The sequence below is a fragment of the Jiangella asiatica genome, from assembly GCF_004349065.1.
Taxonomy (GTDB): domain Bacteria; phylum Actinomycetota; class Actinomycetes; order Jiangellales; family Jiangellaceae; genus Jiangella; species Jiangella asiatica.
Window position 1 is genome coordinate 1 of the sequence record NZ_SMKZ01000028.1, and the last position, 25719, is coordinate 25719.

The following is a 25719-nucleotide window of genomic DNA, read 5'->3' on the forward strand; positions in this document are numbered from 1 at the left end:
CCCCGACGAGACCGGCCGGCGCTCCGTGCGCCGCTCCCCCGTCCCGTCCGGACCGTCGGTGACCGAGCTGGCCGTCTACGGGGCACTGGCCACGGCGATCGCGGTCGCCGTGCTGATCGCGAACGGGCGCCCGTGGTGGCACGCGGCCGCGGTCGTCGTCGGCGCGGCGGTGGTCGTCGGGGTGCTCGTCATGGTGTCGTCGCGGCCGGGCCCGGACCCGGACCACGGGCGCCCGAGCGCGCGACGTCGCAGGCGGCGCTAGGCGCGAGACCGTAGGGTTGTGGGCGTGAGCAACGACCGTATGGTGTGGATCGACTGCGAGATGACCGGGCTCGACCTGCAGCGCGACGCCTTGATCGAGGTGGCCGTGCTCGTCACCGACGCCGAGCTGAATGTGCTCGGCGACGGCGTCGACGTGGTGATCCGACCACCCGACGACGCACTGGCGGCCATGAACGATGTCGTTCGCACGATGCACACCTCCAGTGGTCTGCTCGACGAGCTCGCGCACGGCGTCACGCTCGACGAGGCCAGCGCCATGGTCATGGAGTACATCACCGCGTTCGTGCCGGAGCCGTCGAAGGCGCAGCTGGCCGGCAACACCGTCCACATGGACCGCCTCTTCCTCGCCCGCGACCTCCCCGAGGTCGAGAAATGGCTGCACTACCGCAACATCGACGTCTCCTCGATCAAGGAGCTGGTGCGGCGCTGGTATCCGCGCGTCTACTTCGCCAGCCCCGCGAAGACCGGCAATCACCGGGCGCTCGGCGACATCAAGGACTCCATCGACGAGCTGCGCTACTACCGGCAGACGGTGTTCGTGCCGATGCCGGGCCCTGACAGCACCAGCTCTCGCGCCGCCGCGGTCTCGGTCATGAACGCCGCCCGCACTGCCCAGCCGGCCGACGAGAACGCCGGCTGACGCCCGTGCACCAGCACCCGCTCGGGCACCGTATACTTGTTCAGCCGTGCCCGGTCACGGCGCCATGGTGGGTGTAGCTCAGCTGGTAGAGCACCTGGTTGTGGTCCAGGAAGTCGCGGGTTCAAGTCCCGTCACTCACCCCATTCATCGGTGCTGGTCAGAGGATCTCTGACCAGCACCGATTGTCTTCCGGTGCTTCCCACGCCGTCGCGGTCGCCACCTCGATTCCACCGTCGGACCGCGATGGCCTGTTCCGCGGACGCGATCGCGGTCCTTGGCACACGGAATCACCACGCGCGCGTCCGATTTGCTCCGGTTCATTGCGAGACCATTGCGAGCCAAGTCGCCAACCGTTGATGATCATGGGGAGGCGGCATCCGCGCGCACGCCATTGCATGTCATTGCGGCGATCGCCGCAATGACGCGACGGCGCCGCGCCCGGGAATGTCCCGGACGCGGCGTCGGTGAAGGGTCTGACGGCGGCGGCCTCAGGCCGACTTGATCGCCGAGACCTCGAACTCGAGCGTGACCTTCTCGCTGACCAGGACGCCGCCGGCCTCGAGCGGGGCGTTCCACGTAACATTGAAGTCCTTGCGGTTGATGACGACGGAGCCCTCGAAGCCCACGCGGGCGTTGCCGAACGGGTCGACGGCGGCGCCCTCGTACTCGAAGTCGATGCTGATCGGCCGGGTGACGTCCTTGATGGTCAGGTCGCCGGTGACGCGGAACGTCGTCTCGCTGACCTGCTCGACCGCGGTCGAGGTGAACGTGATCTCCGGGTAGGTGTCGATCTCGAGGAAGTCGTTGGTGCGCAGGTGACCGTCGCGCTGCTCGTTGCGGGTGTCGATGCTGGCAGCCTGGATGACGACCTTCGCGGTCGACCTGCTCGGGTCGTCACCGTCGACGTAGAAGGTGCCCTCGAACTCGTTGAAGGCGCCGCGCACCTTCGTCACCATCGCGTGGCGGGCGACGAAGCCGATCCGCGTGTGGGCGGTGTCCAGCGTGTAGTCACCGGTCAGCTGGTTGAACTCGGTCGTCGTGGTCATGGTTCCTATCTCCTTGCGGGGGGCCGTGGTCAACTTGTTTAGTTGACGCGTCACAGATTATCCAACTTGGATGACGTGTCAACTATTCCGTAGAATCGAAGACATGGCAGAGACACGGTGGCTCGACGACGCCGAGCAGCGGGCGTGGCGCGGCTACCTGCGCATGAACACGGTGCTGGGCGCGGCGCTGAGCCGGCAGCTCCAGGTTGACTCCACCCTGTCACTGCCCGACTTCGAAGTGCTGGTCCACCTCACCGACGTCGAGGACGAGCGGCTGCGCGTCTCCGAGCTCGCCAGAGTCATGCGCTGGGAGAAGAGCCGGCTCTCGCACCAGGTCACGCGCATGGAGCGGCGCGGGCTGGTGGCCCGCGAAGAGTGCCTCAGCGACGGCCGCGGCGCGTTCGTCGTGCTCACCGGCGCGGGCCGGGACGCCATCGAGGCCGCCGCGCCCGCGCATGTCGACGCCGTCCGCCGGCTCTTCTTCGATGCCATCACCGCCGACGACGTCGACGCCCTGGCCGGCATCTCGCAGCGTGTCATCGCCAGGGTCGAGGCCAACGACGTCTGCCCGTCCTGATCCGCCCACCCTGTGTGAGGCCACCGCGGCTGGGTACGTGATGGTCAGGACGAGCTCACGGAGGTGAAGCCGACATGGGTGCTGATGACAAGCTCGAGAACACCGCCGAGAACCTTTCCGGCAAGGCCAAGGAGGCCTACGGCAAGGTGACGGACGACGAGGGCAAAGAGACTGAGGGCAAGGGCGAGCAAGCCAAGTCCGACCTCAAGCAGGCGGGCGACAAGGTGAAGGATGCCTTCAAGCACTGACCTTCGTCGGGCCATCCGCTCCCGCTGCGACCACCAGCGGGGGCGGGTCCGCGTCAGGGACGCGATGCGCTACATCAGCAGGGTGACGGCGATCGCGCCGGCCGTGGCGCCGAGGATCGCGAATGCCTCCCCGTACGAGCCGCCGCCCTTCCGCGACACCTGCTCGGTCCGGCCGGGCAGGTAGACCACCTGGACGGCGTCGCCGACCTGGTACTTCCCCGGTAGCGACGACACCCGCTCGGCGCCGTCGTCGTCCTCATACCGGACCGTCGACACCCAGCGGCTGCTCTGCGAGCCCTGGGCGCCGGCCCGGTGCACCAGCTTCGAGTCGGTGACGACGGCGTCGACCTGCCGCCCGTCGCGCCTGGTCCGCAGCACCCGTAACGCCGACCAGCCGGCCCCGACCAGGCCGGCGATACCGACGACGATCCGCAGCACGTTGTCCACGTCAGGAGTCTTCCGGTGAGCGTCGACGCACACCGTGGCTGCGCTCCCACATGCTGAGCTGCTTCTCCAGACCCTTCATGATCTCGAACACCTGGCTCGGTGGCACCCGAACGCGCGTCACCACCCGGGTCGGCACCTTCACGACTCGGCTGCCGTCGTCGGCCACTGTCGGCTTCGGCGGCCGTTTGAGCACGGCGAAGTCAAGGACGAAGGAGTCGGCGGTGTGCCAGATGGAGGCGAAGTCGGCATACGTGCCGGGCTCGACGTCGGCGGGAATCTCGATGTCGTACTCGCGGCGTTCGGGCTGGTTGGCCATGCCGCCTACTCTAGGCGCCGCGATCACCGGCACCCACGCATCGAGATCGTCGGCCGGCGATCCGCAGCGACCTCCTGCGATTTCATCGCCACGGGCCGCCGATGGTACGCTCTAGCGTCGTTGCGCCATTAGCTCAATTGGCAGAGCAGCTGACTCTTAATCAGCGGGTTCGGGGTTCGAGTCCCTGATGGCGCACTTGCAAATATCTGACCAGCGGCGGAGCCCCTGCGGGCCCGCCGCTTCGTCGTCTTGGGGGCCCGAATCCCCCACCTACCCCCCGGATTGGTTATCCCGCGAGCAGTTGGCCAACGCTCGTCAGCAGCTGCGCCAGTGATCGCGCTCTACGTTTGCGATCTGCCTGGTGTACCTGTTCGACCGATCCTCTCTTCGCGAAGATCATGTAGAAGATCGGAATGCTTCGCAGCAGCTGAGGCGTGACGGCTTTGAGGTTCATTCTTGGCTGAAGCTGCTGAAAGCTGGGCCGCCCGCCGCGTCGAGCGCGAGGATTTCCCCGTCGAGGATCAACTGGTGGCCGGCGAGCGCCGTACCTAAGCGATCAAGCTCTGGATAGCTGCCCGTCACATCGCGCAACTTGCGGCTGGTCAGTCTGAATGCGCCGTCGCGCACGCGGGCCAGAGCGCGACATGTTGACCGGACTAGGCCGTGTTTGGGAATTGAGGAAGCCTCCAGTTGAATCTGTTGTGCTGCAACAGCAGCTGACCGGAGGCTTCGATTGTCGAGCGTGACGCAGGGATCTGACTGATAACCAGTGGGAACGGCTGCGCCGCTGGCTACCGGGGCCAAGTCGACGGGGCCGGCCCGCCATGCTCGCGATCAAGACATGGGCGGAGACCAATTGGACGACGTGCAGGCGGCACGGGACCGGTTCGACAATGCCCGCTGCCGCCGAAGAGCGGGGATTAGGCGGCTCGGCCGAATCGGCGCGGCTCGGCGAGGAGCGCGGGCAGCTCGGCGAGCGAGGTGATCCGCATGGGGCCGTCTGGACCCGGCTCGGTTCCGCTCCGGTCGAGCCAGATGCCGGTGAGTCCGGCGGCGTCGGCCGCCCGGGCGTCATTGTCGGCCAGGTCACCGACGTAGGCGACCGCTTCGGGCGGCAGGTCGAGAGCGGCGCAGGCGGCATGGAACGCCGCGGCCGCGGGCTTGGCGACACCGAGCTCCTCGGCGCAGGCCAGCACCTCGAAGCGGTCGCGGATACCCAGGGCGCGGAGCTTCTGATCCTGCTGGAAGGCGGCATTGTTGGAGAGCACCCCGTGCCGGTATCCGGCGGCGAGCGCGTCCAGTGCCGGGACGGCGTCGGGAAACGCCCGCCAGTGGTGCTGATAGGCGCCCAAGTAGCCGCCGAACCAGGCATCGGCCTCGTCGTCGGTGAACGCCCGGCCCGCGAGGGCGCGCGCCCGCTCCCGCCGCTGGTCCTGGAAGGTCAACGCCCCGTCGAGATAGCGCCGCACGTACGCCTCTGACACCTCATGCCAGTGCGCGGCGGCCTCCTCCTCGGAGCCGTACCGCTCCAGCAGCCCTTCGGACGCGAGGTGTTCGAGCGCCGCGAGCCGCTCCGCACCCGAATGGTCGAACAGCGTGTCGTCGACGTCCCACAACACCGCGGCGATCCCCCGGTCACCGCTGATGGCGTTCGGATAGCGACCGCTCATGGGCGACAACAAGATCGGCTGAGGAGAATCACCTGCGGAATGCTACTCGGCCCCGATCAGAGCGCCAACGTGTCGCGGCGGTTGACAATCGCGGTACCGCCGAGGCGGATCCCGGCGCGCGCGCCCGCCGGTGCGGCCGCGGTGATCGCGGCGGGGCTCCCGAGAGCATCGCCCATATCCACGGTGATGGACTTGAGGCCCTGTCCGGCGAGCAGGGCGGCAAGGCAGGCGGTGCTGTTGGCATTGGCGATGTCCTCCTCGACGCCGATCGAGGGCGCGAACATGCGCGCTGCCAGACGACCGCCGCTGTCGGGGCGGCTGTACACGTAGCAACCGAGCAGCCCCAGCCGGTCGCAGACGACACGGAGCCCGGTGAAGTCCGGTTCGAGCGCCGCCAGCGCCGATCGGGACCCGAGCGGTACCAGCATTCGCTCGCGCCCGATCGAAGCGATACGCGCTCCGGCGACGGCGTCATCCGGCGCGATGCCCAGTGCCGCCAGCACCGGTCGGCGCTCGTGAGGGCACGGTTCGCGAAACTTGACGGGCCCGGTCTCGAAGCCGGCGCGAAGCTGCGCCCCCTCATTCTGGGACCAGCCGGTGAAGACGCCGGCGGCGGTGCGCAGCACACCGCGGAAGCGCTGATTCCCGGCGAGGAAGGCGAGGGCGGCGATCGTCCCGTGCCCGCATGCCGGCAGTTCGCCCTCGGCGGTGAAGAACCGCAGTGCGGCCCGGCCTTCGCCAGCGGCAACGAAAACGGCGTGGGAAGCACCGGTCATCAGCGGGATGCGGCGACGCTCATCGTCGCTCAAGGGCGTCTCCTCGACCACCGCGGTCGGGCTGCCGCCTCGGCCATCCCGCAGACACGCGTCGATGACCACTACCTCGGGCATGGCACCGTGTCGGTCGTCAGCAGCATCGTCAGGTCCAGCGCGGGCGCGCTGTGCGTCACGCGCCGACCGAGATGAGGTCGACTCCCGTCCCGGCGATGGCGCGGACGCTGTTCAGACGGACGGTGCCCGAGGCCTCCGGCAGGATCAGGGAGGCGTCGGCACGCTCGGCCCGGATTCTCACGACCGTTTCGATGTCGGTCACCGGCATGTTGTCGAGCATGATCCAGCGGGACCCGGCATCGAGGGCCTCAACGGTCTGCACCTCGACATCGGTCTCCACCTCGTGCCCGGTGCGCGCCATCTCGCGCCGGACCGCGTCGATCGCGGTGGTCACGCCGCCTGCCGCGGCGATGTGGTTCTCCTTGAGCAGCACCATCGCCGCGAGGTTGAGCCGGTGGTTGCGGCCGCCGCCGACGGTCACCGCGTACTTGTCCAGGGCGCGCAGGCCCGGCGCCGTCTTGCGGGTGTCCAGAATGCGCGCCTCGGTCCCGCCCACGGCCTGGACGTAGCGGTCGGTGAGCGTCGCGATGCCGCACATGCGTTGCAGCAAGTTCAGCACCGTTCGCTCCCCGGTGATCAGGCTGCGCGCCAAGCCGGACAGGCGCACCAGGACATCGTCGCCGGTCAGCCGGGCGCCGTCGGGGACCAGCGCTTCCACTGTGACCTCGGAGTCGACCTGGCGAAGACCTCGGCGACCACGCGGAGACCGCCGGCGATGCCGCACTGCCGGGCGCGGATCTCGGCCACGGCCGCCAGGCCATCGGGAACGCTCCACGCGGTGGTGACGTCCTGGCCCGACTCATCCTCGGCCAGGGCACCGGCGACGGCGGTTCGCGCCGCCTGTGAGGCGAACTCTGTCATGGTCTGTGGTCTCCAGTCCTGTGGTTACGAGCCGAAATCTGAGGTGTCCCGCGCGCGGACCGCTGTCATAACCGGTGGCACTGGCCGTCGCCGGCATCTTCGGCGGCAGTGGGCGGGGCGTCGGCAAGCTCGGCAGCCCACCGCCGCGACCACTCGATGACCGGACCGAGGGCCTCGCGGGCGTCGTGGCCGAGCGGGGTGAGGGTGTAGTTGCCGTCGCGCAGCACCTCGGCGAGCCGAGCCTCTTGGAGCTCTGTGAGCCGTTGCCGCAGGACGCTTGACGACATGCCGTCGCAGCGCCGCTGCAACAGCCGGAAGCCGAGCGGCTCGTTCCCCAGCTCCCAAATGATGCGCAGAGTCCAGCGGCGCCCGAACAGGTCCAGTGCCGCCATCAACGATCGGCCCGTGGTGGAACCGCGGACCGGCCGGCCCGGCATGGGCGTCGGCAACGGGTTCATGACTCTCCGTCAACTCTTGTGCTTCGGATTCCGAAGCAGTAGTGTCGCACATCGCGACTGTGCTTCGGAATTCGAAGCACTCATCTCAACTGGAGGTTCCATGCCCAAGGGCTACTGGGTCAGCGTCTACCCCACCATCGATGACCCCAAGAGGCTTGATGTCTACAACGAGCTGGCAGGCCGAGCCGTCGCGGCCGCGGATGGGCGGGTGCTCGCCAGCATCGGCAGCCGGGTCGACGCACACGAGGCCGGAATCGCCGAGCGCGTCGTCCTGATCGAGTTCGACAGCTTCGAACAGGCGGTCGCCGCACGCGCGAGCGCGCCCTACCAGGAGGCGCTGACCGAACTCCCCGACGGCTTGGAGCGCGACTTCCGCATCGTCGAAGGCCTCGACTGACGATCGAGGCTGCGTCGGCGACGAACGCGGAGGTGGGCGGCGGTGCGCAGGACGCAGACCGTGGTACGCGCCGCCCAAACACCGCCGTCCACGACACCAGACGAGTCAAAGCTCACACGGCAGCACGCCGCCAGCGCGGCGAGACGCACGCGAGCGGCCTCGGCGAGCAGGGCGCGCCGACGTTCGGCAGCCAATCCTCTCAATGCTGCTCAATGCCCTTGGGCCAGGGTGACAACCGGCAAGGACGCGCGAGGTCCGATCGGCGGTGGCGCGGGCGCACGTGTCTACGGCACGCAACGGTCATGGAGACCGCCTTCCACGACGAGCTGATCGCCGCGAACCCGCGCCACACCATGGGGCGTGTTACGTTGATTTTCCTTTTGGGCCAACCGGCCACGAGCTGGAGCCGAGTGAGTGTCCTCCGTCGGGTGATGCGCGACAGTCGTCCGCCAGCTGATGCGCGACAGTGGTCGCGCCTGACCGGCGACCCGGGGCCCAGTCGATCCGCTCGACGCACGCACATCGGCGTGGATGTGCTGGTTGAAGCGCTCGGCTAGCGGGCGGAAGAGAGTGCTGGTCACTGACACACCAGGGCGTGTTGAGGCTACCTTCGGGGACATGACTGGACCTGGTTCCCAGCGGCCACGTGTCGTGCTCACCACGACCGTCAGTGTGGACGGCCGCGTGACCACCAGCCGGCGCGAACGGCTGCTCGACCCGGACGTATGGGAGAGGTGGCGGGCGGTGTGGCCTCCGGACGTGGAAGGGCTCATTGAGGAGCGCCGGAGTTGGATCGAGGAGCACCACGCGCCCACGGTCACTCTGGAGGGCAGCGGCACGTTCGTAGCTGACGAGGCCGTCTCCCCGCGGGTCGACGCTCACCGCCCGGACGACACACTGTTGGTCGACTACCTGCCGCGGCGGGCGTCGCGATGGTTCGTCGTGGTGGACAGTCGTGGTCGCGTGGACTGGCAGTTCACAGGGGACGATGAGACAGCCCTGCTCGTGCTGACCCCAGATCACTGAGCCTGAAGCGTTCGGCAACACGCCAGACCGGGGTGAACGCGGTGCGCTTCGAACCTACGACCACTGGTTCGTAAGGCTGCACGACAGCACCTCATACAGCCACTACCAGCAACAACAGTCCCTAGACAGCCGCACCACACGCCTGGAGCCACCCCTGTTCACTGCCTTTCGCACCACGAACGGCACCACGGAGACGCCAGCAGTGGGTACGGGGATCTCGCGCATGATGTTCTGTCAATGGTCGAAGTGATCTTGGTGCTCAGGTGAGCCATGCCGAGTCTGCTAGCACGGCGTCGGGAGTCACATTGGTCTCCTCGAGAGGCAGCTCGGGCCACGAGTCCGCGTCGGGGTGTCGCTCGAGATCGTCCAGTCCGAGTTCGGCATCTGCCGCGACCAGCGCATCCTGGAGTTGAGCGACGGGGACGGAGCGAAGGTCGCGTCGCGACAGGGCCGCGAGGGCGGCGGCCGTGCCCGCCGCTTGTCCTTCGGCGATACAGATCGGAATGACACGCGTCGAGGCGATGGCCTCGTGCGTGGCCGAGATGCACTTGCCCGCCATCATGAGGCCGTCAACGTCGCGAGCGATGAGCGCCCTCAGGGGGATGCCGTATGCCCGGACGTTCGTGGAGCTGACCCAACTTCCGCTGGGCCGGTGGATGTCGATGTGGTAGCCGCCCATGGCGACGTCGTCGTCGTGGCGCGCGCCGGTGACGAGGTCGTCCGCCGTCAGCACGTGGTCGCCCATGATCCGGCGCGATTCACGGATCCCCAGCATCGGCGCGATCTCGACGAGGTAGGCCCGCTCGCAGCCGGGCACGTAGCCCCGGAAGAAGCCTATGAGCTCGGGGACCTGCTCGTAGACCCGCGCGTACGCTTCGCTGAGTGAGTCGACGTCGGTGGGGTCGAGGCCGAGGACCCGGGTCATGACCACGCTCAGCTCGTGCGGCGTCTCCCGCGTGTGCAGCTTCACCCCGACGATCCGGGTTTGCGGCACGTTCAGATCGCCGGCGCGACGTGCCCGCTCGATGACGCTGGCGAAGCCGCCGAGGACGTATGTGTCGACCGTTTCGAGCTTCTCGGCCATCTGGGCGAACAGCCGCGGGTAGGGCGCGAGCCACTCGCGGTACTTGAACGCGGGGTCCTGACAGGCCTTGCGGAAGGCGTCGTTTTCGATGCCGCCGAGGCGGAACACCAGGGTCGGCGACTGCACCAGCCCGTCACTCGTGCGGCCCTTCTCCCAGGCCACTCCCCCGCGCGCCGCGACGTCGCCGTCGCCCGAGCAGTCGATCACGACGCGCCCGGTGATGGTCTCGCGGCCGGACTTGGACTCGATGACGACGCCGGTGATTCGGTCGTTGGACCTGACAGTGTCGACGAACACGGCGTGCATGAGGACTGTTACCCCGGCCTCGCGCAGCAGCCGCAGGGCCAGGATCTTCCAATAGTGCGAGTGGACGGCGGCGAGCGAGCCGCACTTCGGGTCGAGCGTGATCGGGGAGGCGTGCCCGGCGCCGGCCAGCGTCTCGACGAACTCGCCGGCCAGGCCGCGGACGACCCGCCGGTAGCTCTGATCGTGGAATCCGAGCCACGGCAGCGTCGCCGACACCCCGCCGACGAAGCCGGCTCGTTCGATCAGGAGCGTCCGTGCTCCTGTTCGGCCGGCCGAGAGTGCGGCGGCGATCCCCGCCGCGCCGCCGCCGACCACGACGACGTCCCATTCATTGCTGTGCATCGACCAACCTCGCCTCAGTATGCGGCCACGCGAGGCCAGGCAAGTTCGACTCCGCGTGCGATGAGCGTGTTCTGGAACTCCGTGAGACGTGCCGGCGATTCTCGAACCCCGACGGGGTCCGCACCCGTCGCGACGCAGAAGGCCGCGAGTGCGCCGGCCGCCTCGCCGACGTTCCATTCCACCGGGTGGACGCGGTAACAGCCGTTCGTGATGTGCGTCGTCCCGATGTTCTTGGCAGCGGCGACGAGGTTGTCCGCGTCCGGCGACAGCAGCGCGCCCAGCGGGATCTGGAACGGCCAGGCGGCGTCATACTTGCGCTCGCCGCCATGCGTCGACGGATGCAGGTCGATCTTGTAGCTTCCGACGCCGACGCTGTCCTCGTACTCCCGCGCGCCGGCCGTCCCTCGCACCGACGCCGCGATGTCGTTCTGCGTGATGGTCTCGAGCGCGCGGAGTCGCCGGCCCTCGCGGATGTAGGGCGCCATGGCCAGGCCGTCCGAGGTGCCGGTCACGTCACCGCGCAGGCGCAGCCCCGGAAACCCGGTGCCGCCGTCGGCGCGCGGCGCCTCGGTCTGCAGCCAGTAGAGGAAGCTGAGGCTGAGCTGCCGCGCTCCCTCCAAGTGTTCGGCCGCGGCCTCGGGCTCCACGTCGACGATCGAGCCGGCGATGTAGTCGTTCGCGGAGCAGTTGATCAGGGTGATGTCGCTGGGCGGCGCCGGGTCGAAGTTCCCGCGCGCCACGAGTCTGCGGAAGCGCCAGATGTCCTCGATCGGGCTGTAGTCGCCGTTGTCGCCGAACCGGCCCTGATGACTGGCCGAGACGATGACCGCCGGGTCCGTGGCCGGGTCGGGGTTGGGCCGGAGTACGCGGCGCGCGCGTTCGGCCGGGTCAGCCGACGGCGCCGGCCAGCCGATCTGGGGCGCGGGACGTACGCGGGCGTCCGCCGCCGTCCACCGATCGTACTGGGCGGGCCGGTCGATCACGTGGTTCTCACCGGCGACGTGATCCATGGCGAAGCAGACGGTGAACCCCTGCATCATCTGCGGGTCTCCCACATCGGGGGCATCGGGCTCGCCGGTTTCAGCGGCGGACTCGGTGCCGGTGACGTACGCGACCCCGGCCAGCGCGAGCAGCTCACCCGTTTCGGTCGCGTCGAGGACGTAGCTCCCGGTGAACCACTCCTCCGACCCGTCGGCGGACTGGAACCCGACGGCGCTGATCCGGCTCCTGTCGCGGCGGACCTGCTGTGGCATGAGCCCGGTGCGGACGGCCAGCCGACCCGACCGCTGGTGCGGCGCGAGCATCGCGTGCAGGACGGCGAGCGCGACTCTGGGCTCGTGGCACAACGCGCTCACCGCGCCGTTCCCCGGGTTCAGGTGCAACGCCGACCGGGCGGACTCGGACAACGGGTACCAGGTGCGGTAGTGCCGGCGGACCTCGTCGCGGAAGCGCCGGTAGCTCGCGGTCGCGCCGAACTGTTCGATCCACGGGTGCTCGTCCGGCGGCACCGCCTGCGAGGTGAACTGGCCGCCGATCCAGCGAGTCGCCTCGGTGAGGATGACCGTGGCCCCGGCGTCAGCGGCGGCGAGCGCGGCGGCGACGCCACCCACACCACCACCCACGACCAGCACGTCGGCCTCGGCCAGCGTCATGCCGGCGCCCCGAGCAGGCCGAGCGTCGTCAGGACGCGGCGGACCTCGTCCGACCCGCCGGCATCGAGCGGGGGAAGTGCTGCCCCCGCGGTGCCACCGGTGATCCCGAGCTCGGCCAGCGCCGACTTGAGCGAGGTCAGCCAGAACCCGGACCGGTAGAGCGTGCACACCTCGTCCAGCCGGGCCTGCAGGGTGCTGACCTGGGCGCCGTCACCGCTCAGGCCGGCCCGCACGAGTGCGGTGGCCAGGTCGGGGACGACGTTGGCGATGCCGGGCACCGCGCCGTCCGCCCCGGCGAGGAGGCTGCGCCCGATGAGCGCCTCGGCGCCCTGGAACACCCGCAGCCCGGCGGCGCGGGCAGTCTGCGCCAGCGCGGAGTAGATGTCCCAGTTCCCCGACGACTCCTTCAGCGCCACGACCGCATCGATCGCGGCGAGCTCACGCAGCGCCCGGGGTGTGATCGGGTGGTGCGTCAGGTGCGGGATGTTGTAGACGACGAGCGGCAGGCTCGTGGCCGCGGCGATCGCCGTGGCGTGGCGGATCACGGCGCCGTCGGTCTCGGCGTCGAAGTACATGGGCGCCATCACGACGAGCGCGTCCACCCCGAGCTGCTCGTACTCCGCCGCCGCGCGGACGGCTCGCTCGGTGCTCGTCTCGCCGACACCTGCCAGCACCGGGACGGCCCCGGCCACCGCGTCGACGTAGGCCCGGGTGATCGCCCTGGCGACGTCCGGCTCGAGCGTCGGGCCCTCGCCGCAGGACCCGAGCACGAAGACACCGCCGGCGCCGCCGCCGATGACATGGGCCGCGAGGCGTTCCACGGCGGCGACGTCGGCCCGGTGCGCGTCGGTGAGCGGCGAGACGACCGGGGGGATCATCCCCGACAGGTGCGCGTTCATGATGCCCTTCTGAGCGTTGCCGGTCATGCCTTCACCGCGCCGGCGGTGAGGCTTCCGATGAACTGCCGCTGCATGACGAGCAGGCAGAGGATGAGCGGCACGATCGAGATGACCGTGCCTGCGGTGATCGCTCCCCATGGAGAGGTTTCGACGATCCCGAAGTTCAGCTGCGAGTGCAGGAAGGCCAGCCCGATCGGCATCGTGAACTGGTCGGAGTTCGTGAGCATGACCAGCGGCAGCAGGTAGGCGTTCCACGCGTTCAGGAACAGCAGCAGGCCGGCCGCGCCGAGCCCCGGGCGGACCAGGGGAACCGCGACGGTCCAGAACAACCGGAACTCGCCGCTGCCGTCCAGCCTGGCCGCGTCGAACAGCTCCTCGGGAAGCTGGGAGAAGTACTGCCGCAACAGGAAGAGCACCAGCGCGTTGGCGGCGAGTGGCAGGATGACCGCGGCCCAGGTGTTGAGCAGGCCGAACTGCCGCATGATGGTGAACTGTGGCAGCACCAGGGCGTACTCGGGAATCGCCAGGCTGGCCAGGACCATGCCGAACAGCACCGACCGCCCGCGGAACCGGTAGCGGGCAAAGCCGAACCCGGCGAGCGCGGCCACGCTCACACCAAGCAGTGTCGTCAGCAAGGCGATGCCGAACGTGTTGAGCAGCCAGCGCGGGATCTGGGTGTCGAAGGCGGCGATGTAGTTCTCGAACGTCACGCTCGACGGGATCAACGCGACCTCGCCGAGCCGCGTGCTCGGCTTGAGTGAGGAGATGAGCAGCCAGTACAGCGGGAAGGCAGCCACCACCACGATGAGCCCGACGACGGCGCCTCGCCCCAGCCGTTGCGCGATCGGTTTGTGTTTTCTCCCGCTGCGCGTGACCTCGCGGCCGGCTACCCGTTTACGCACGGTCATCACTCCTCAGCAGGCGGCTCGCGACGGCAGTGCTGACGATGATCGCGGCCGCCAGGAGCACGGAGGCGGCAGCGCCCTTGCCGAGGTCGAACTGCTCGAACGAGGCGCCGAAGATGTACATGACGGCGGTGAGCGTCGACCTGGCCGGTCCGCCGTCGGTGAGCACCTGGACCTCCGCGAACAGCTCCCACGCCGCGATGCTCGAGGCGACGAGGACGAACAGGGTGACCGGCTTCAGCAGCGGGAACGTCACGTGCCGGAAGCGCTGCCAGGCGCCGGCGCCGTCGAGCTGGGCCGCCTCGTAGTACTCGTCCGGGATCGACTGCAGACCGGCGTAGAGAATGACCGCGTAGTAGCCCAGCACGCGCCAGATGCGCAGCGCGATGATCGACCAGGGCGCGAGGTCGGCGTCGGTGAGGAACGGGACCGGGCCGACGCCGACCAGGTCTAGTACGTTGTTCACGAACCCGACCCGTTCGTTGTAGAGCAGGTCGAAGACGAGCGCGACGGCGATCAACGACATGGTGATCGGGGCGAAGATCACCACCTGCACGAGGTTCGCCGTGCGCCGCCGCAGCTGCTTGAGCAGCACGGCGACGAACAGGCACAACGGGAGCAGGGCCAGGAGGAACCCGACGAGCATGTAGAGCGTGTTGCCCATGGCCTTCCCGAACAGTGGGTCGTCCAGGACGGTCGCGAACTTGTCGAATCCGGCGAACTCCGGTGGCTGCCCAAGAGGCCAGTCCAGGAACGAGATGCCGAGCGCCAGCAGCACCGACCCGGCGCCGAACGGGACGAACAGCACGAAGAACGGCGCGATGAACAGGTACGGCGCCGAGGCCGGGTACTTGCGGGCCGAGCGACGGGCGGTTGCGCTCACAGCGCGCTGAGCTCCGCGACGATCTGCTCCACGGCCTCTGCGGGCGTGAGGTCGCCGGCGTAGGCCTGGTCGACGGCCGCGGTGATCGCCGCCTCGGTCTCGGGCCAGTGGAAGAAGTGGAATGCCGGGTAGGGCACGGACGCGAGGTCGTGGCGGACGTTCTGGCCGCCGAAGTACGGGTCCTCGATGTCGAGGTCGATCTCCTCCGCGGCCCGCCGGTAGGAGACGAGGCCCAGGGTGTCGGCCTGCGCCTGAAGGCCCTCGGGTGTGAGCCACCACATGATGAAGTCGCGCGCTCCCTGGGGGTTGTCGGCGCCGTCGAGGCCGGCGTAGAGGCTGCCGCCGAAGACGCCGGTGCGCTGCTCGTCGCTCTCGGCCCAGGTCGGCCAGGTCACCAGCTGCCACTGGCCGGACTGCTCGGGCACGTTCTCCTGCAGGCTGGTGCTGCCGACGCCGAAGTTCATGGTCCAGCCGACGATCTCCTGGTTGCGGATGGCGTCCCAGTAGGTCGCGTCGGTCCAGACCCCGTGGTAGACGAGGCCCTCCTGGTCGAGGCCGACCATGAACTCCAGCGTCTGCGTCGCGAGGTCCTCGTCGACGGCCAGTTCGCCGTCCTCGTCCCACCAGGTGCCGCCGCGCGAGTTGAAGAACGCGTTGAACATGTTGGCGCCGTTGGTGCCCGGCGGCTGCACGAACAGGTATTGCTTCCCGCCGGACGCCGTCTGGAGCTCGCGCGCGACGGCGACCACGTCGTCCCACGTCGGGTTGTCGGGGATGGCGAGGCCGTGCTCGGCGAGGGCTTCCTGGTTCACCCAGAGGCCCATGTTGCCCGGTCCCATGGTGAACGAGTTGATCTCGCCGTTGCCGCCGACCAGGATGCCGTCGGCGAAGTCGTCCTCCATCGGCCCAAGCTCCTCGGACAGGTCCAGGAACTGGCCGGTGGCGAACAGCCCGCCTGATTCGCGCAGCGGGACCTGGACGACGTCGGGAAGGTCGTCGCCGCCCTGCAGGGCGACGACGAGGCGCTGGGTCACGTCGGCGATCGGGACCTCCACGATCTCGACGTCGTACTGCGGGAACGCGGCGGTGAAGCCGTCCTCGATGACCGGGGGCGCGGAGCTGGAGAAGACCCAGATCTCCAGTTCGTCGGCGCTCTCCTCGTCACCGGTCGACCCGGCGTCGTCGGAACCGCACGCGGTCAGGACGACGGCGACCGCGGTGACGCCGCACACGACGGCCTTACGTTTCCAGGCGCGGTTCATCGCTCCTCCTTGAGCTGAGAATCAGAATCGAGTGGGCGCGGCGGTTCTAGAGCCGCGTGCGGATGTTCTCGAAGTGGCGGCACATCGCCTCGACCTCGCCGCTCTGCGCGGCGACCGCATCGACGATGTCCAGGTGCATCCGGGCGAGCTCCGCCGGCGTGGACGGTTGAGCGACCGTCGCGCGATGCAGCCGGTTGAACATCTCCCAGAACAGATCGATCACCTGGCTGACGAGTGGGTTGTCCAGGGGTTCGTACAGGCGGCGGTGGAACCGCCGGTCCAGGGCCGCGTGCTCGTCGGGCGTGCAGCCCTCGGCGCCCATGGCCGTCGCGATGCCCCGCAGCTCTTCGACGTCGCGACGGCGGATCCACTCTGACGCGCGGGCGATGAGCCCCTCCTCGAGGGCGGCGCGGAGCTCGAGAAGATTCAGCAGGTCGCGCCCCTCGACCTGGAAGGCGTACGGCAGGTTCTCGAGGATCGGCGCGAACGAAAAGGGTTCGACGTAGGTTCCGCCACCGTGGCGTGTGCGCACGACACCGACGGTTTCGAGGCCCTTGATCGCCTCACGCAGCGACAGCCGGCCGACGCCGAATACCTCGGCCAGTTCGGCCTCGGGAGGCAGCTGATCGCCGGCGCGCAGTCCGTGCTCGGCGATGTAGGCACGCAGCTTGAGCTGGGTTTCGCGGTACTTGGGCAGTGCGGACATGACGCGCCTTCGGTCTTGTGACGGGACCACTGAAGACTAGGGCAAGTGCTCTGATGAATCAACCCCTTCAGCTGTATTGATCAGATGACTCTTGCGTTCATATGATGTCTGCGCCCTATGAGCGCTCGATCCAACGACGAATCGGCCCCGAGACGCGGTGAACGTCGCCGGCGTACGGCGGGGCTCAGAAGGGATTCCTCATGAAGCGACGGACCTTCCTCACCGGAGCGGCGGCCGGCATCGGCGCCGCACTCCTCCCCGATGCCATGCGTCCCGTGCGTGCCCGAGCCCAGGCAGGCGGGATGTTCGAGGACATCGGCCAGATCTCCGCGGGCCACCACCAACTGCCCACGATCATCGCGACCGGGCCCGACACACTGACGATGGTGACGCAGAGCCGGTACCCGGTCGCGACGGGCGTGAACGTCGACAAGGGCGCCGCCGACATCGTCACGTTCCGGAGCCTCGACGGCGGCCGCACCTGGTCGCCGGGCGGGTCCCTCCACGAGGCCGGCGGGGCGAGCGGGGACTGCGGGTACGCGAGTGTCGTGACGATGATCGGCGGGCGTCTCACGGCCCTCTACACGGTCGGTCCGCAGAACTGGGAACCGGCCGACCTCGTCGTGCACCGCCGCATCAGCGACGACGGCGGCCTGACCTGGTCGGAGGTGTCGTACCCGTCCGTCACCAGCGATCACGCCAACGGCCTGCCCACCAACGGCGGCAAGGGCTTCACTCTGCCGACCGGCCGGATCGTCCTCCCGGGCCGGATGTGCCTGCTCTACAGCGACGACCGCGGCGAGAGCTGGACCGCGACACCCGAATTCGCCGAGACCGTCGAGACGAAGGCCCAGCCCGCCAGGCAGGGCCTGACCGCCCTCGTCCCGTGGCGGACGCGCGACAAGATCGGCCGCATGGGTCGGGTGCGGCTCGGGCACAGGTACGCCTATCGCGGGACCGTGACCCATGACTTCGGCGCGGACACAAACCTCGGCTTCCTCCGTTACGACCACCGCACCCTGCTGATGTCGGTCACCCGGTCCAACCAGCTCTACATTCGCCGCAGCGTCGACGAGGGCCGCACGTGGACCGACGAGAAGATCATCACGGCGAGCGCGCCGAGCGCCCGCTACTCCGACATCGCCGTGACCGCCGACGGCGCCATCGTCGTCGGCTACATGAGCAACCACCGTGTCGTCGCCAATGCCGCACCGCTGCATGTCGTCCGTCTCGACCTCGACTGGCTGACGAGCTGACCCGAGCCCGCCCGCTGCACCCGAGGGGTGGCCCCACGCAGCGTGGAGCCACCCCTCGACGTCAGCTCACCGGGCGACGGTGAGCTCGCTGATTTGCACGTTGCGCGCCGGGCGGATCGGGTCCCAGGTGTCTGTGATCCGCAGCCGCAGATACCGCGCGGTGACCGGTGCGAACGACGTGGTGCCACCGGCCGCGGGATGGTCGGGGACGGCGACGGTCCGCCAGGACACGCCGTCGTCCGACACGTCGATGGTGTAGTCGCGCGGGCCGAGGTGGGTCGCCCCGTCGGCTCGCCCGGCGACGGTCACCGAGCTGAACGTGACCGGCGCGCCGAAGTCCAGCCCGAATGTGGACGGGTTCGCCTCGGTCGGCCCCAGTCCGGCCGTCTTCCCCCACGACGCGTAGTACGACGCCGTCGATCCGTCCACGGCCAGGTGCTCGGGGAAGCGGTCCTGGGCGGTGGTGGTCTCGGGCAGGATCCTCGGGAATCGCGTGAGCTGGGCGTTGAGCGCGAGGTTCGCCGAATGGGTGAGGGTCAGGTTCTCCGTCGCCTCCAGGCCGTTGCCGGCGCGCGCGGTCACTGCGAGCGTGCTCGTGCCCGAGGCGAGACCGGTGTTGCGCACCGCGACGGGAACCGTCACGGAGCCGCCGGCCGGAATGGAGGTGGCCGCCGCAGCCGTCGCCGCGATGCCGTCCGCGCCGGTCGCGGTCAACGTGGCGCTGACCGGACGGTCGGAGGCGTTGGTCACCAGCAGCTCGGCCTCGTTGTAGCCGCCGTCGGCGACCGGCAGCGAACGCTGCTGCGCCTCGAGGGTGAGCACCGGCGCCGTGGCGGCGTACGGCTCGATCGTGACGGGGCCGAGCAGGCCGTAGCGCATCCGGTCCCGATCCCCGGTGTCGACGCCGGGTGCGATCCTGACGGCGTTGAGCAGGGTCGACGCGACCCGCACCGTGATGGTGTTGACGCCGGGGCGCAGCCGGTCGCCGATGTCGATGTGCCTCAGGTCCATCTGGTCGACCGGCGGCAGCTCCCGGCCGTTGACGCTCACGCGGACCGTGTCGACGACGGTGCCGAGATCGAGGCGGGCGCCGGTGACGCCGTCCCAGCCGGCGTCGAGCCGGAACTCGGCGCTGTAGGTGCCGATGCCCGAGACGTCGGCCAAATCCGGGCCGAGCTCGGACCACGCCGGCAGCGCGCCGTCAGCGGTGGCCGCGACCTCCACCGGCCCGATCGCCATGTGCGCCGTGTCGCCGGGCAGGCCGCTCGGGCCCGGTGTCCAACTGTCGACGCTGAGCGACCAGTCGGTGAGCCGCAACGGCTCCGGCGCGGGACCGGAGTACGCCGCGGACGCTTCGGGCCCCTGGTTACGCGGTGCGGCGCCGCCGAAGGTGGCGTCCTGGCGCGGCGTGACGGCGACGACCTCGGCGTCGTGGCCGGCCAGCCGCACGGGGACCGTGACGGTGCCCGGGCCCTCGCGGTAGTCCGCGATCGGGGTGATCTCGCCGGTCCACGTGTCGAGGCGGTACGGCGTGCCCTGCCCGGCCAGCGTCACGGTCTGCGACGTCGCGGTCGAGTGCTGGTTGAACAGGTAGTAATAGTCGACGCCGTCGGCGCGGCGGCGGACGTCGAGGATCGCGTCGGACGGCGTCGCGTGTGCGGCGGCCGCCGCTACGCCCGCGCGCTCCAGCGCCCCGGGCACCTCGCTCTCGTCGTCGACGCGCGTGACGCCGGGCTGGCGGACCAGCTCGGCGATGACGGCGCGCAGCCGGACGTCCTGGTCGGGCCGGTAGCCGGGAGTCGTGGTGGGCAGGTCACCCAGGATCACCACAGGGAGTCCCCGGCGGACGAAGCGCAGGATGCTGTGCGCGGTGTCCAGCGGCATCGTCGTCTGGTCGTTGAGCAGCAGGGCATGGTAGGCCGAGGCGTCGGGGAACAGCACGCCGTCGCGGACTCTGGCGTCGTCGTCGCGCAGCTGTGCCGGGCTGACGTACTCGTAGGTGTAGCCGGCGGCCGCGAGCGCGGACGAGCTGGGGATCAGCGTGTCCGCCGTCAGGCCGGTCAGGCCGAGGCCGAGGTCATGGCGGTAGACGGCCAGGTCGAACGCCGGCTTGCCCTGGCGCAGCACCAGCTGCATACGGGCCAGGTGGTCGTTCACCTGCCGGTAGTCGGCCCAGCTGGGGTCGCCCTTGGCGCCGAACGCCGCGGAGTAGGAGTCATTGCCGCCGTAGCTCATGCCCGGCCACAGCGTCTGCTCGCCATGGCCGGCCAGACCGCGGCTGAGATAGGGGAAGCCGTGCCAGACGATCTGGTTGACGCCGCCGGCGTAGCCCCGGTAGACCGCCTGCAGGTTGGACCGGTCGGTCGCCTCCCCCACGGTGGCCCCCCAGACGTGTCCCCGGAACGCGCAGCACTCGTCGGAGACGACGGGCGCACCGGACAGGTGCGCGCCGGAGGCGACGACCTTGTAGTTCTGCACGTTGCTGTGGGCGCTGTCGTTGCGGCCGAAGGCCAGCGACTCCCCCTCCGGGACGTCGACGTGGCCGGCCGCCTCGGAGCTGTCGATGGCTTCGCCGTAGGGCTGCACCCGGGTCTTCAGGTCGCGCTCGTGCGCCCAGTCGCGCAGCACGTCGAGCCGGTTGTCGATGTAGAGGTCGCTCAGGGTCTGCCGGTAGTCGTGACGCACCCGGTCGCCCATGCCGCCGGCGAAGTCGAAGAACGGCTCCCCCGGGAATCGTCCGGGCAGGCCGCCCTGCGCGCCGGCGCCGGCCAGCGCCGGCAGGACGTCGATCGGCGAATAGCCCCGGCGCGTGGTCCACTCGTCGACGAAGCCGGTCCTCCACTTCTGCCCGCCCAGCTCCAGCGAGTCCTCGAAGAGCTCGGCGGTGCCCATCTCGTCGAGCAACGACCGGACGGCCGGGGTCAGGATGGCGTCGTCGTAGAAGTCGGTGCTCGCCCTGGCGCCGGCCTCGCTCAACGTGTCGAGCGAGTAGTTGTCGACCGTGGCGGTGTAGCCGGACAACGTGTGTCCGTTCGGGGTCTGGTAGAAGGCGATCAGCGCGTAGGTGCTGTCCGCGTCGCCCGGGAGGTCGAGGCTCAGCTCGCCGCCGGCGTCCACCCGCGCCGTGACATCGACGACGGACGACCGGTCGAGCAACCGCCGCGACGGCTGACTCGCGCAGCCGGGATCCTCGCACTTCGCCACCAGCGCCGCGACGAGCGTCATCCGCGCGCCCCGCGGCGGTGCGGTGTCGTAGTTGGTAGGCAGCGGCCCGGAGCGGGTCGTGCCGCCGGGGTGGAACTCGTGCGAGAAGACCAGCTTCTGCGCCGCTCGCGGATCGTTCACGTCGGAGACCGTCGGCACGGTGGCCGGCCACCGCGGGCCGATGCTGAGGTCGAGGCTCAGGCCGTTCGCGTTCGCCGCCGAGAGCATGGTCTCGACCTTGTCCGCCCACAGCGGCGTTCCCCAGCCGTACGTGCTCAGGTGTTCGGCCTCGTAGTGGCCCGGGCCGTTCGAGCGCTGAAGGCTGACTTCGGCCCCGCCCGCGCCGACCTGCCTCAGCTGCTCCAGCTCGGCGGTCAGCTGGCGGTCGTCGGTGAACGCCAGTGGCTGCCACCAACGGTACTTCGGCCGGACCTCGTTCGGCGGATCGGCGAAGGTGTCCCGGGTGAGCGGCGGTGCGGCGGCCTGCCGTTGATCGGGCTCGGGCGTGGGTGCGGCGGCCCCGGTGTGCTCGCCCAGCACCTGACTCGCGGCGACGACGGTGCTCAGCGCCAGCAGGCAGGCGACGGCGCGCAGTCGCCGTCTCGGGTGGGGGTGGGCGTGGGTCATGGGTTCACTCCGATCACATCGCTGGGACATGAGTGCGGCATCGGACGCCTGCTCGGCGGCGGGGCGCACCGGACGAATGGTCTATGCCATTCGCCGCCGTGCCACTCACCGCCTCGTTCGTGCACCGGCGTCCTGGCAGGTATTGACCGTGGTGGTGCGAGCTCCTACCATCTCCGACATCTGATGAATCTTCAAGACTTCCGATGTCATTGGTCTAGAACTCTGATGTCTTGAATCCTGTCCGAAACGCGAAAGAGGACGGCCGCGATGGATGCCGAGGACCTGACCAGACGAGCCTTCATGAAGTCGCTCGCGGCCTCGGCCGCCGTTGCCGGCTTCCTCGGCGGCACCGGCGCCGCGGTCGCCGGGCCGCCCGGCGCGCCCGCGGCCGGCGCCGGCCGGCGGATCGCGGTCCGCGATCACCGCGGCGCACCGGCCATCATGATCGGCGACCAGGCGCTTCCGGCCATCGCGTACATGACGTATCTCCCGCACCGTGGGCAGTACGAGGACTTCGCCGGCGCCGGGTACGGCGTGTACAGCGTGGCCTGCTACTTCGGCGACCGCGGGATCAACTCCACCAGCGGGATCAAGCCGTTCCGGCCCGGCCTCTGGGTGGGGCCGGGCAACTACGACTTCTCCGCCGTAGACGAGGACCTCGCCCGCGTGGTCGCAGCCCAGCCGAACGCGCTCGTCATCCTGAGGGTCAACCTCGACGTCCCGCAATGGTGGGAGTCGCTGCACCCGGGTGAGCTGAGCGTGTCCGCCAACGGCGGCACCCTGCGGCAGTCGTTCAGCTCTGCCGTCTGGAGGGACGAGGCCGGGCAGGCACTGCTGGCACTCATCAGGCACATCGCCGCCTCGCCGTACGCGAACAACCTCATCGCCTACCACCTCGGTGCGGGCCAGACCGAGGAATGGATGTACCACGGCAACCGTGACCGGCTGCCCGACTACAGCGAACCGCACCAGCGGGCGTTCCGTTCCTGGCTGCGCCGGACGTACCGGTCCGACGCGGCGCTGCGAGCCGGCTGGCACGATCCGGCCGTGTCGCTGCGCACCGCCACCGTCCCGGACGCGGCCGCACGCACCGGTGACCCGGCCCGGCTCTTCCGCGACCCGGACTCCGAGCAGCAGGTGATCGACTACTACCGGTTCCACTCGTACGCGGCCGCCGACGCCGTGGTCCACTTCTGCCGCACGGTCAAGAAGGAGGTCGGCGATTCCGCACTGGCCGGCGCGTTCTACGGGTACATCTTCGAGACCACCCACGTGGACGTCGGGCAGCACGCGCTGCACCACATCCTCACGTCGCCGTACGTCGAGTTCCTCGCCAGCCCGAGCAGCTACCTCCGCCGTCAGCCGGGCTACGACTGGTCGTACTTCAGCCTCACCGACTCGGTCAAGCTGCACGGCAAGCTCTGGATGAGCGAGGCCGACACCCGGACGCACCTGACGGTGGGCCTGTCGGTCGCCGCGCCCGAGATCAATCCCACCGGCTCCGTCCCCGGCCCCTACGACACCGCGCTCTGGCAGGGGCCCGACGACCCGCGGATCACGATGTCGTTGTTGCGGAACAATCTCGCCCGCGCCATCACCAACGGCGCCGGGCTGTGGTGGTTCGACATGTGGGGCGGCTGGTACGACGACCCCGAGATGATGGCCTTCATGGCGAAGGCACGCGACCTGGTCGCGGAGTCGCTAACCGCCGACCGCCGCTCGACCGCCGAGGTCGCCGTGTTCGCCGACGAGGCCAGCATGGCCCACTTCGGCTACAGCCGGAACCACAACCAGCAGTTCCTCTACGGCCAGCGGCTCGAGCTCGGCTCGATGGGCACGCCGTACAACATCTTCCACTTCCAGGACCTGCTCGACGAGCGCACGCACGACTACTCGCTCTACGTGTTCCTCAACACGGTCAAGGTCGACCGCGACCTACGCCGAGCGGTACAGCGGCTGCGCGATCGGGGCAAGAGCTTCGTGTGGGGTCACGGCGCGGGCTGGTTCGGCTACGGGGACCCCGGCGCCGGCGGCGTCACCGACCTCACGGGCGTCGAGATGACGGCGACGGAGCAGGCGGCGCGGCTGCGGGTGACCACCGTCCAGAGCACGTCCGCCGCCCTTGCCGGCATCGCACCGGGTACGACGTTCGGCACGACGAGCGCCGTCGGCGCCCCGCTGATCCATCCGACCGGTGGCAACGGCGAGGTGCTTGCCACCGTCGAGGGAACGTCGATACCCGGCGTCGTGCGGGTCGAGCACCGACGCGGTGGTCATTCGACGTACTCGGTGGCGCCGCGGATGCCACCTCAGCTCCTTCGCAACGCGGCGAAGCAGGCCGGGGCGCATGTCTACGTCGACAACGACGACGTCGTCTACGCCAGCCACCGATTCGTCGCCCTGCACGCGACCTCCGACGGCCCGCGCACCATCCACCTGCCCAGGGTGGCCGCGGTCATCACCGACGCCTTCGGGCTTGATGACACGCCGATCGCACGGCACACCGACAGCGTCACGATCCAGTGCCGAGAACACGAGACCTACGTCCTGCGTCTCGTGCCGTAACCGGTTGAATGAGCTGCTTCGACGATCACGTCGACGTAGCTCGCACAGTTCAGGTCATGAGGTGTCCGCGGTAGCGAAGGGCGGCCATTAATGCGTGCCAACCGGTTGCGTCCACATCACGTGCATCGATGAGTGGGCCGTCGCGAGAGCTGCCGATCGTGCCGCGCCGGTCGGGCGCGGTGGACGAGGGCGACCACGGGGTCCACGGCCGCGGCATCTTCGACGCCGGGCTGCTCGACCGTTGCATCTCGTGCGGCTTTTGCCTGCCGGTCTGTCCCACCTATGCGCTGGAGAAGGACGAGCAGTCCTCGCCGCGCGGGCGGATCACGCTGATGCGGGCGCTGGAGGCCGGCCGGCTGGAGCCCGACGACCCGACGCTGCAGCACGAGGCGTCGTTCTGCCTGGGCTGCCGCGCCTGCGAGACGGTGTGCCCGGCCGGCGTCGAGTACGGGCCGATGCTCGAGCAGTGGCGCGACCACCAGTGGCGGGCCGGGCACGGCCCGGCGCCGGCGCGGTGGCTGCGCTGGGCGGTGGCCCGGCGGCTGCCGCTGCGGCTGGCCGGGCTGGTGCGACGCTTCGCCCGAACCCGCGCCCGCTCGGTCGACCCCGACACCCCGCACGTCATGCTCGGCTGTGCCGAGCGGGTGCTGTTCCCCAAGGTCAGCCGGGCCGCGGTGGCACTTGTCGACGGCGCCGACGCGCCGGCCGCGCAGGGCTGCTGCGGTGCCCTGCACGCCCACAACGGCGACTCCACCGGCGGTCGCGCGATGGCCGAGCGGCTGGGACGCGACCTGCCCGGCACCATCGTCACCACCTCCGGCGGCTGCGCGGCGCACCTGGCCGACGCGCTGGGCCGCGACCGCGTCGTCGAGATCAGCGAATACCTGGCCCGGTCGGGCTGGTCGCCTGGTACGAAGCTCATGACCCACGGTTCCCACGGCCACCCGCGCCCGATCCGGGTGACCTTGCAGGACTCCTGCCACCGGATTCCGGCGGCCGCGAAGGCCGCCGCTTCGTCGCTCATGGTCATGGTGTGTCACCTCCTCCGAGGTGGGGTCAGTCGGGTCTGGTCAGCCCGGTCAGCGACGCCAGGTAAGCGTTGAAGTCGGGTGCGCTATATGTTGAAACGGAAAGGAGTGGGTGCTCGCCTTCCTTCATCGTCCGCAGCGG

General features: G+C 69.6%; 26 protein-coding genes, 2 tRNA genes and 1 pseudogene. 12 read left to right on the plus strand and 17 right to left on the minus strand.

Annotated features, from left to right (window positions below; translation table 11 throughout):
• The 3 genes and pseudogenes from E1269_RS32360 to E1269_RS18740 form a co-directional block, all read left to right on the plus strand.
• Positions 1–262 (plus strand): annotated as a pseudogene (locus tag E1269_RS32360) (hypothetical protein); the annotation flags it as partial.
• 39 nt (positions 263–301) lie between these two features.
• Complete coding sequence (gene orn / locus E1269_RS18735) at positions 302–922, plus strand: oligoribonuclease (RefSeq protein WP_131897413.1); 621 nt, start codon at positions 302–304, stop codon at positions 920–922.
• A 67-nt stretch (positions 923–989) separates the two neighbouring features.
• Positions 990–1065, plus strand: a tRNA-His gene (locus tag E1269_RS18740).
• 345 nt (positions 1066–1410) lie between these two features.
• On the opposite strand, the gene E1269_RS18745 is transcribed toward E1269_RS18740, so the two are convergent.
• Positions 1411–1968 carry a YceI family protein gene (locus E1269_RS18745; protein WP_131897294.1) on the minus strand — a complete coding sequence of 186 codons (558 nt, stop codon included), beginning with the start codon at positions 1966–1968 and terminating at the stop codon, positions 1411–1413.
• A 103-nt stretch (positions 1969–2071) separates the two neighbouring features.
• Between E1269_RS18745 and E1269_RS18750 the strand changes: the two genes are divergently transcribed.
• Entirely contained in the window at positions 2072–2545 is a 474-nt protein-coding gene (locus tag E1269_RS18750) for a MarR family winged helix-turn-helix transcriptional regulator (protein WP_131897296.1), read from the plus strand.
• Between the two features lie 74 nt (positions 2546–2619).
• On the plus strand, positions 2620–2793 hold the full coding sequence (locus E1269_RS18755) for a CsbD family protein (RefSeq protein ID WP_131897298.1): 174 nt from the start codon (positions 2620–2622) through the stop codon (positions 2791–2793).
• 69 nt (positions 2794–2862) lie between these two features.
• Here E1269_RS18755 and E1269_RS18760 read toward each other — a convergent pair whose 3' ends face one another.
• Entirely contained in the window at positions 2863–3240 is a 378-nt protein-coding gene (locus tag E1269_RS18760) for a DUF3592 domain-containing protein (RefSeq protein WP_162606496.1), read from the minus strand.
• Position 3241: 1 nt separating this feature from the next.
• The gene (locus E1269_RS18765; RefSeq protein ID WP_131897302.1) at positions 3242–3556 is read right to left on the minus strand and encodes a DUF3467 domain-containing protein; all 315 of its coding nucleotides are present in this window, start codon (positions 3554–3556) and stop codon (positions 3242–3244) included.
• Positions 3557–3678: 122 nt separating this feature from the next.
• Between E1269_RS18765 and E1269_RS18770 the strand changes: the two genes are divergently transcribed.
• Positions 3679–3751: transfer RNA gene (locus E1269_RS18770), tRNA-Lys, on the plus strand.
• Positions 3752–4006: 255 nt separating this feature from the next.
• Here E1269_RS18770 and E1269_RS34025 read toward each other — a convergent pair.
• The 6 genes from E1269_RS34025 to E1269_RS18790 form a co-directional block, all read right to left on the minus strand.
• Positions 4007–4360 carry an ATP-dependent DNA ligase gene (locus E1269_RS34025; RefSeq protein ID WP_338033579.1) on the minus strand — a complete coding sequence of 118 codons (354 nt, stop codon included), beginning with the start codon at positions 4358–4360 and terminating at the stop codon, positions 4007–4009.
• 116 nt (positions 4361–4476) lie between these two features.
• On the minus strand, positions 4477–5226 hold the full coding sequence (locus E1269_RS18775; protein ID WP_131897304.1) for an HAD family hydrolase: 750 nt from the start codon (positions 5224–5226) through the stop codon (positions 4477–4479).
• Positions 5227–5282: 56 nt separating this feature from the next.
• A complete protein-coding gene (locus E1269_RS18780) occupies positions 5283–6116 on the minus strand; it encodes a PhzF family phenazine biosynthesis protein (protein WP_131897306.1) in 834 nt (277 codons plus the stop codon).
• Between the two features lie 55 nt (positions 6117–6171).
• Positions 6172–6840 carry a carboxylating nicotinate-nucleotide diphosphorylase gene (nadC, locus tag E1269_RS18785; RefSeq protein ID WP_338033580.1) on the minus strand — a complete coding sequence of 223 codons (669 nt, stop codon included), beginning with the start codon at positions 6838–6840 and terminating at the stop codon, positions 6172–6174.
• Positions 6741–6977 (minus strand): hypothetical protein, encoded by a 237-nt coding sequence (locus E1269_RS32985; RefSeq protein WP_203433878.1) that lies wholly within the window; start codon positions 6975–6977, stop codon positions 6741–6743. The genes nadC and E1269_RS32985 overlap by 100 nt, the downstream gene beginning before the upstream one ends.
• 65 nt (positions 6978–7042) lie before the next feature.
• On the minus strand, positions 7043–7435 hold the full coding sequence (locus tag E1269_RS18790; protein WP_239000958.1) for a winged helix-turn-helix transcriptional regulator: 393 nt from the start codon (positions 7433–7435) through the stop codon (positions 7043–7045).
• A 100-nt stretch (positions 7436–7535) separates the two neighbouring features.
• Between E1269_RS18790 and E1269_RS18795 the strand changes: the two genes are divergently transcribed.
• From E1269_RS18795 to E1269_RS18805, 3 genes are all read left to right on the plus strand, one after another.
• Positions 7536–7832 carry a DUF1330 domain-containing protein gene (locus E1269_RS18795; RefSeq protein WP_131897308.1) on the plus strand — a complete coding sequence of 99 codons (297 nt, stop codon included), beginning with the start codon at positions 7536–7538 and terminating at the stop codon, positions 7830–7832.
• Between the two features lie 302 nt (positions 7833–8134).
• The gene (locus tag E1269_RS18800) at positions 8135–8389 is read left to right on the plus strand and encodes a hypothetical protein (RefSeq protein ID WP_131897310.1); all 255 of its coding nucleotides are present in this window, start codon (positions 8135–8137) and stop codon (positions 8387–8389) included.
• A 61-nt stretch (positions 8390–8450) separates the two neighbouring features.
• A complete protein-coding gene (locus tag E1269_RS18805) occupies positions 8451–8858 on the plus strand; it encodes a hypothetical protein (protein WP_131897312.1) in 408 nt (135 codons plus the stop codon).
• A 259-nt stretch (positions 8859–9117) separates the two neighbouring features.
• Here E1269_RS18805 and E1269_RS18810 read toward each other — a convergent pair whose 3' ends face one another.
• From E1269_RS18810 to E1269_RS18840, 7 genes are read right to left on the minus strand one after another with little or no spacing between them, the layout of a single operon-like run.
• Complete coding sequence (locus E1269_RS18810; RefSeq protein WP_131897314.1) at positions 9118–10590, minus strand: FAD-dependent oxidoreductase; 1473 nt, start codon at positions 10588–10590, stop codon at positions 9118–9120.
• Between the two features lie 14 nt (positions 10591–10604).
• On the minus strand, positions 10605–12242 hold the full coding sequence (locus tag E1269_RS18815; protein ID WP_131897316.1) for an FAD-dependent oxidoreductase: 1638 nt from the start codon (positions 12240–12242) through the stop codon (positions 10605–10607).
• On the minus strand, positions 12239–13168 hold the full coding sequence (locus E1269_RS18820; RefSeq protein ID WP_162606498.1) for a dihydrodipicolinate synthase family protein: 930 nt from the start codon (positions 13166–13168) through the stop codon (positions 12239–12241). The genes E1269_RS18815 and E1269_RS18820 overlap by 4 nt, the downstream gene beginning before the upstream one ends.
• Entirely contained in the window at positions 13165–14043 is an 879-nt protein-coding gene (locus E1269_RS18825) for a carbohydrate ABC transporter permease (RefSeq protein ID WP_162606499.1), read from the minus strand. Before E1269_RS18825 ends, E1269_RS18820 begins: the two co-directional genes overlap by 4 nt.
• A complete protein-coding gene (locus E1269_RS18830; protein ID WP_131897322.1) occupies positions 14036–14929 on the minus strand; it encodes a carbohydrate ABC transporter permease in 894 nt (297 codons plus the stop codon). Before E1269_RS18830 ends, E1269_RS18825 begins: the two co-directional genes overlap by 8 nt.
• Positions 14926–16191: an ABC transporter substrate-binding protein gene (locus tag E1269_RS18835; protein ID WP_131897324.1), complete on the minus strand. Its 1266-nt coding sequence runs from the start codon at positions 16189–16191 to the stop codon at positions 14926–14928. Before E1269_RS18835 ends, E1269_RS18830 begins: the two co-directional genes overlap by 4 nt.
• Before the next feature lie 46 nt (positions 16192–16237).
• Positions 16238–16897 carry a FadR/GntR family transcriptional regulator gene (locus tag E1269_RS18840; RefSeq protein WP_131897326.1) on the minus strand — a complete coding sequence of 220 codons (660 nt, stop codon included), beginning with the start codon at positions 16895–16897 and terminating at the stop codon, positions 16238–16240.
• Positions 16898–17097: 200 nt separating this feature from the next.
• Here E1269_RS18840 and E1269_RS18845 point away from each other — a divergent pair, with 200 nt between their 5' ends.
• A complete protein-coding gene (locus E1269_RS18845) occupies positions 17098–18153 on the plus strand; it encodes a sialidase family protein (protein ID WP_131897328.1) in 1056 nt (351 codons plus the stop codon).
• Positions 18154–18219: 66 nt separating this feature from the next.
• Here the strand turns inward: E1269_RS18845 and E1269_RS18850 are convergent, their stop codons facing one another.
• Positions 18220–21984: a glycosyl hydrolase gene (locus tag E1269_RS18850; RefSeq protein ID WP_162606500.1), complete on the minus strand. Its 3765-nt coding sequence runs from the start codon at positions 21982–21984 to the stop codon at positions 18220–18222.
• 267 nt (positions 21985–22251) lie between these two features.
• Between E1269_RS18850 and E1269_RS18855 the strand changes: the two genes are divergently transcribed.
• Both E1269_RS18855 and E1269_RS18860 read left to right on the plus strand, forming a co-directional pair.
• Positions 22252–24549: a beta-galactosidase gene (locus E1269_RS18855; protein ID WP_131897332.1), complete on the plus strand. Its 2298-nt coding sequence runs from the start codon at positions 22252–22254 to the stop codon at positions 24547–24549.
• A gap of 128 nt (positions 24550–24677) precedes the next feature.
• The gene (locus E1269_RS18860; protein WP_131897334.1) at positions 24678–25652 is read left to right on the plus strand and encodes a (Fe-S)-binding protein; all 975 of its coding nucleotides are present in this window, start codon (positions 24678–24680) and stop codon (positions 25650–25652) included.
• Positions 25653–25719 lie beyond the last annotated feature (67 nt).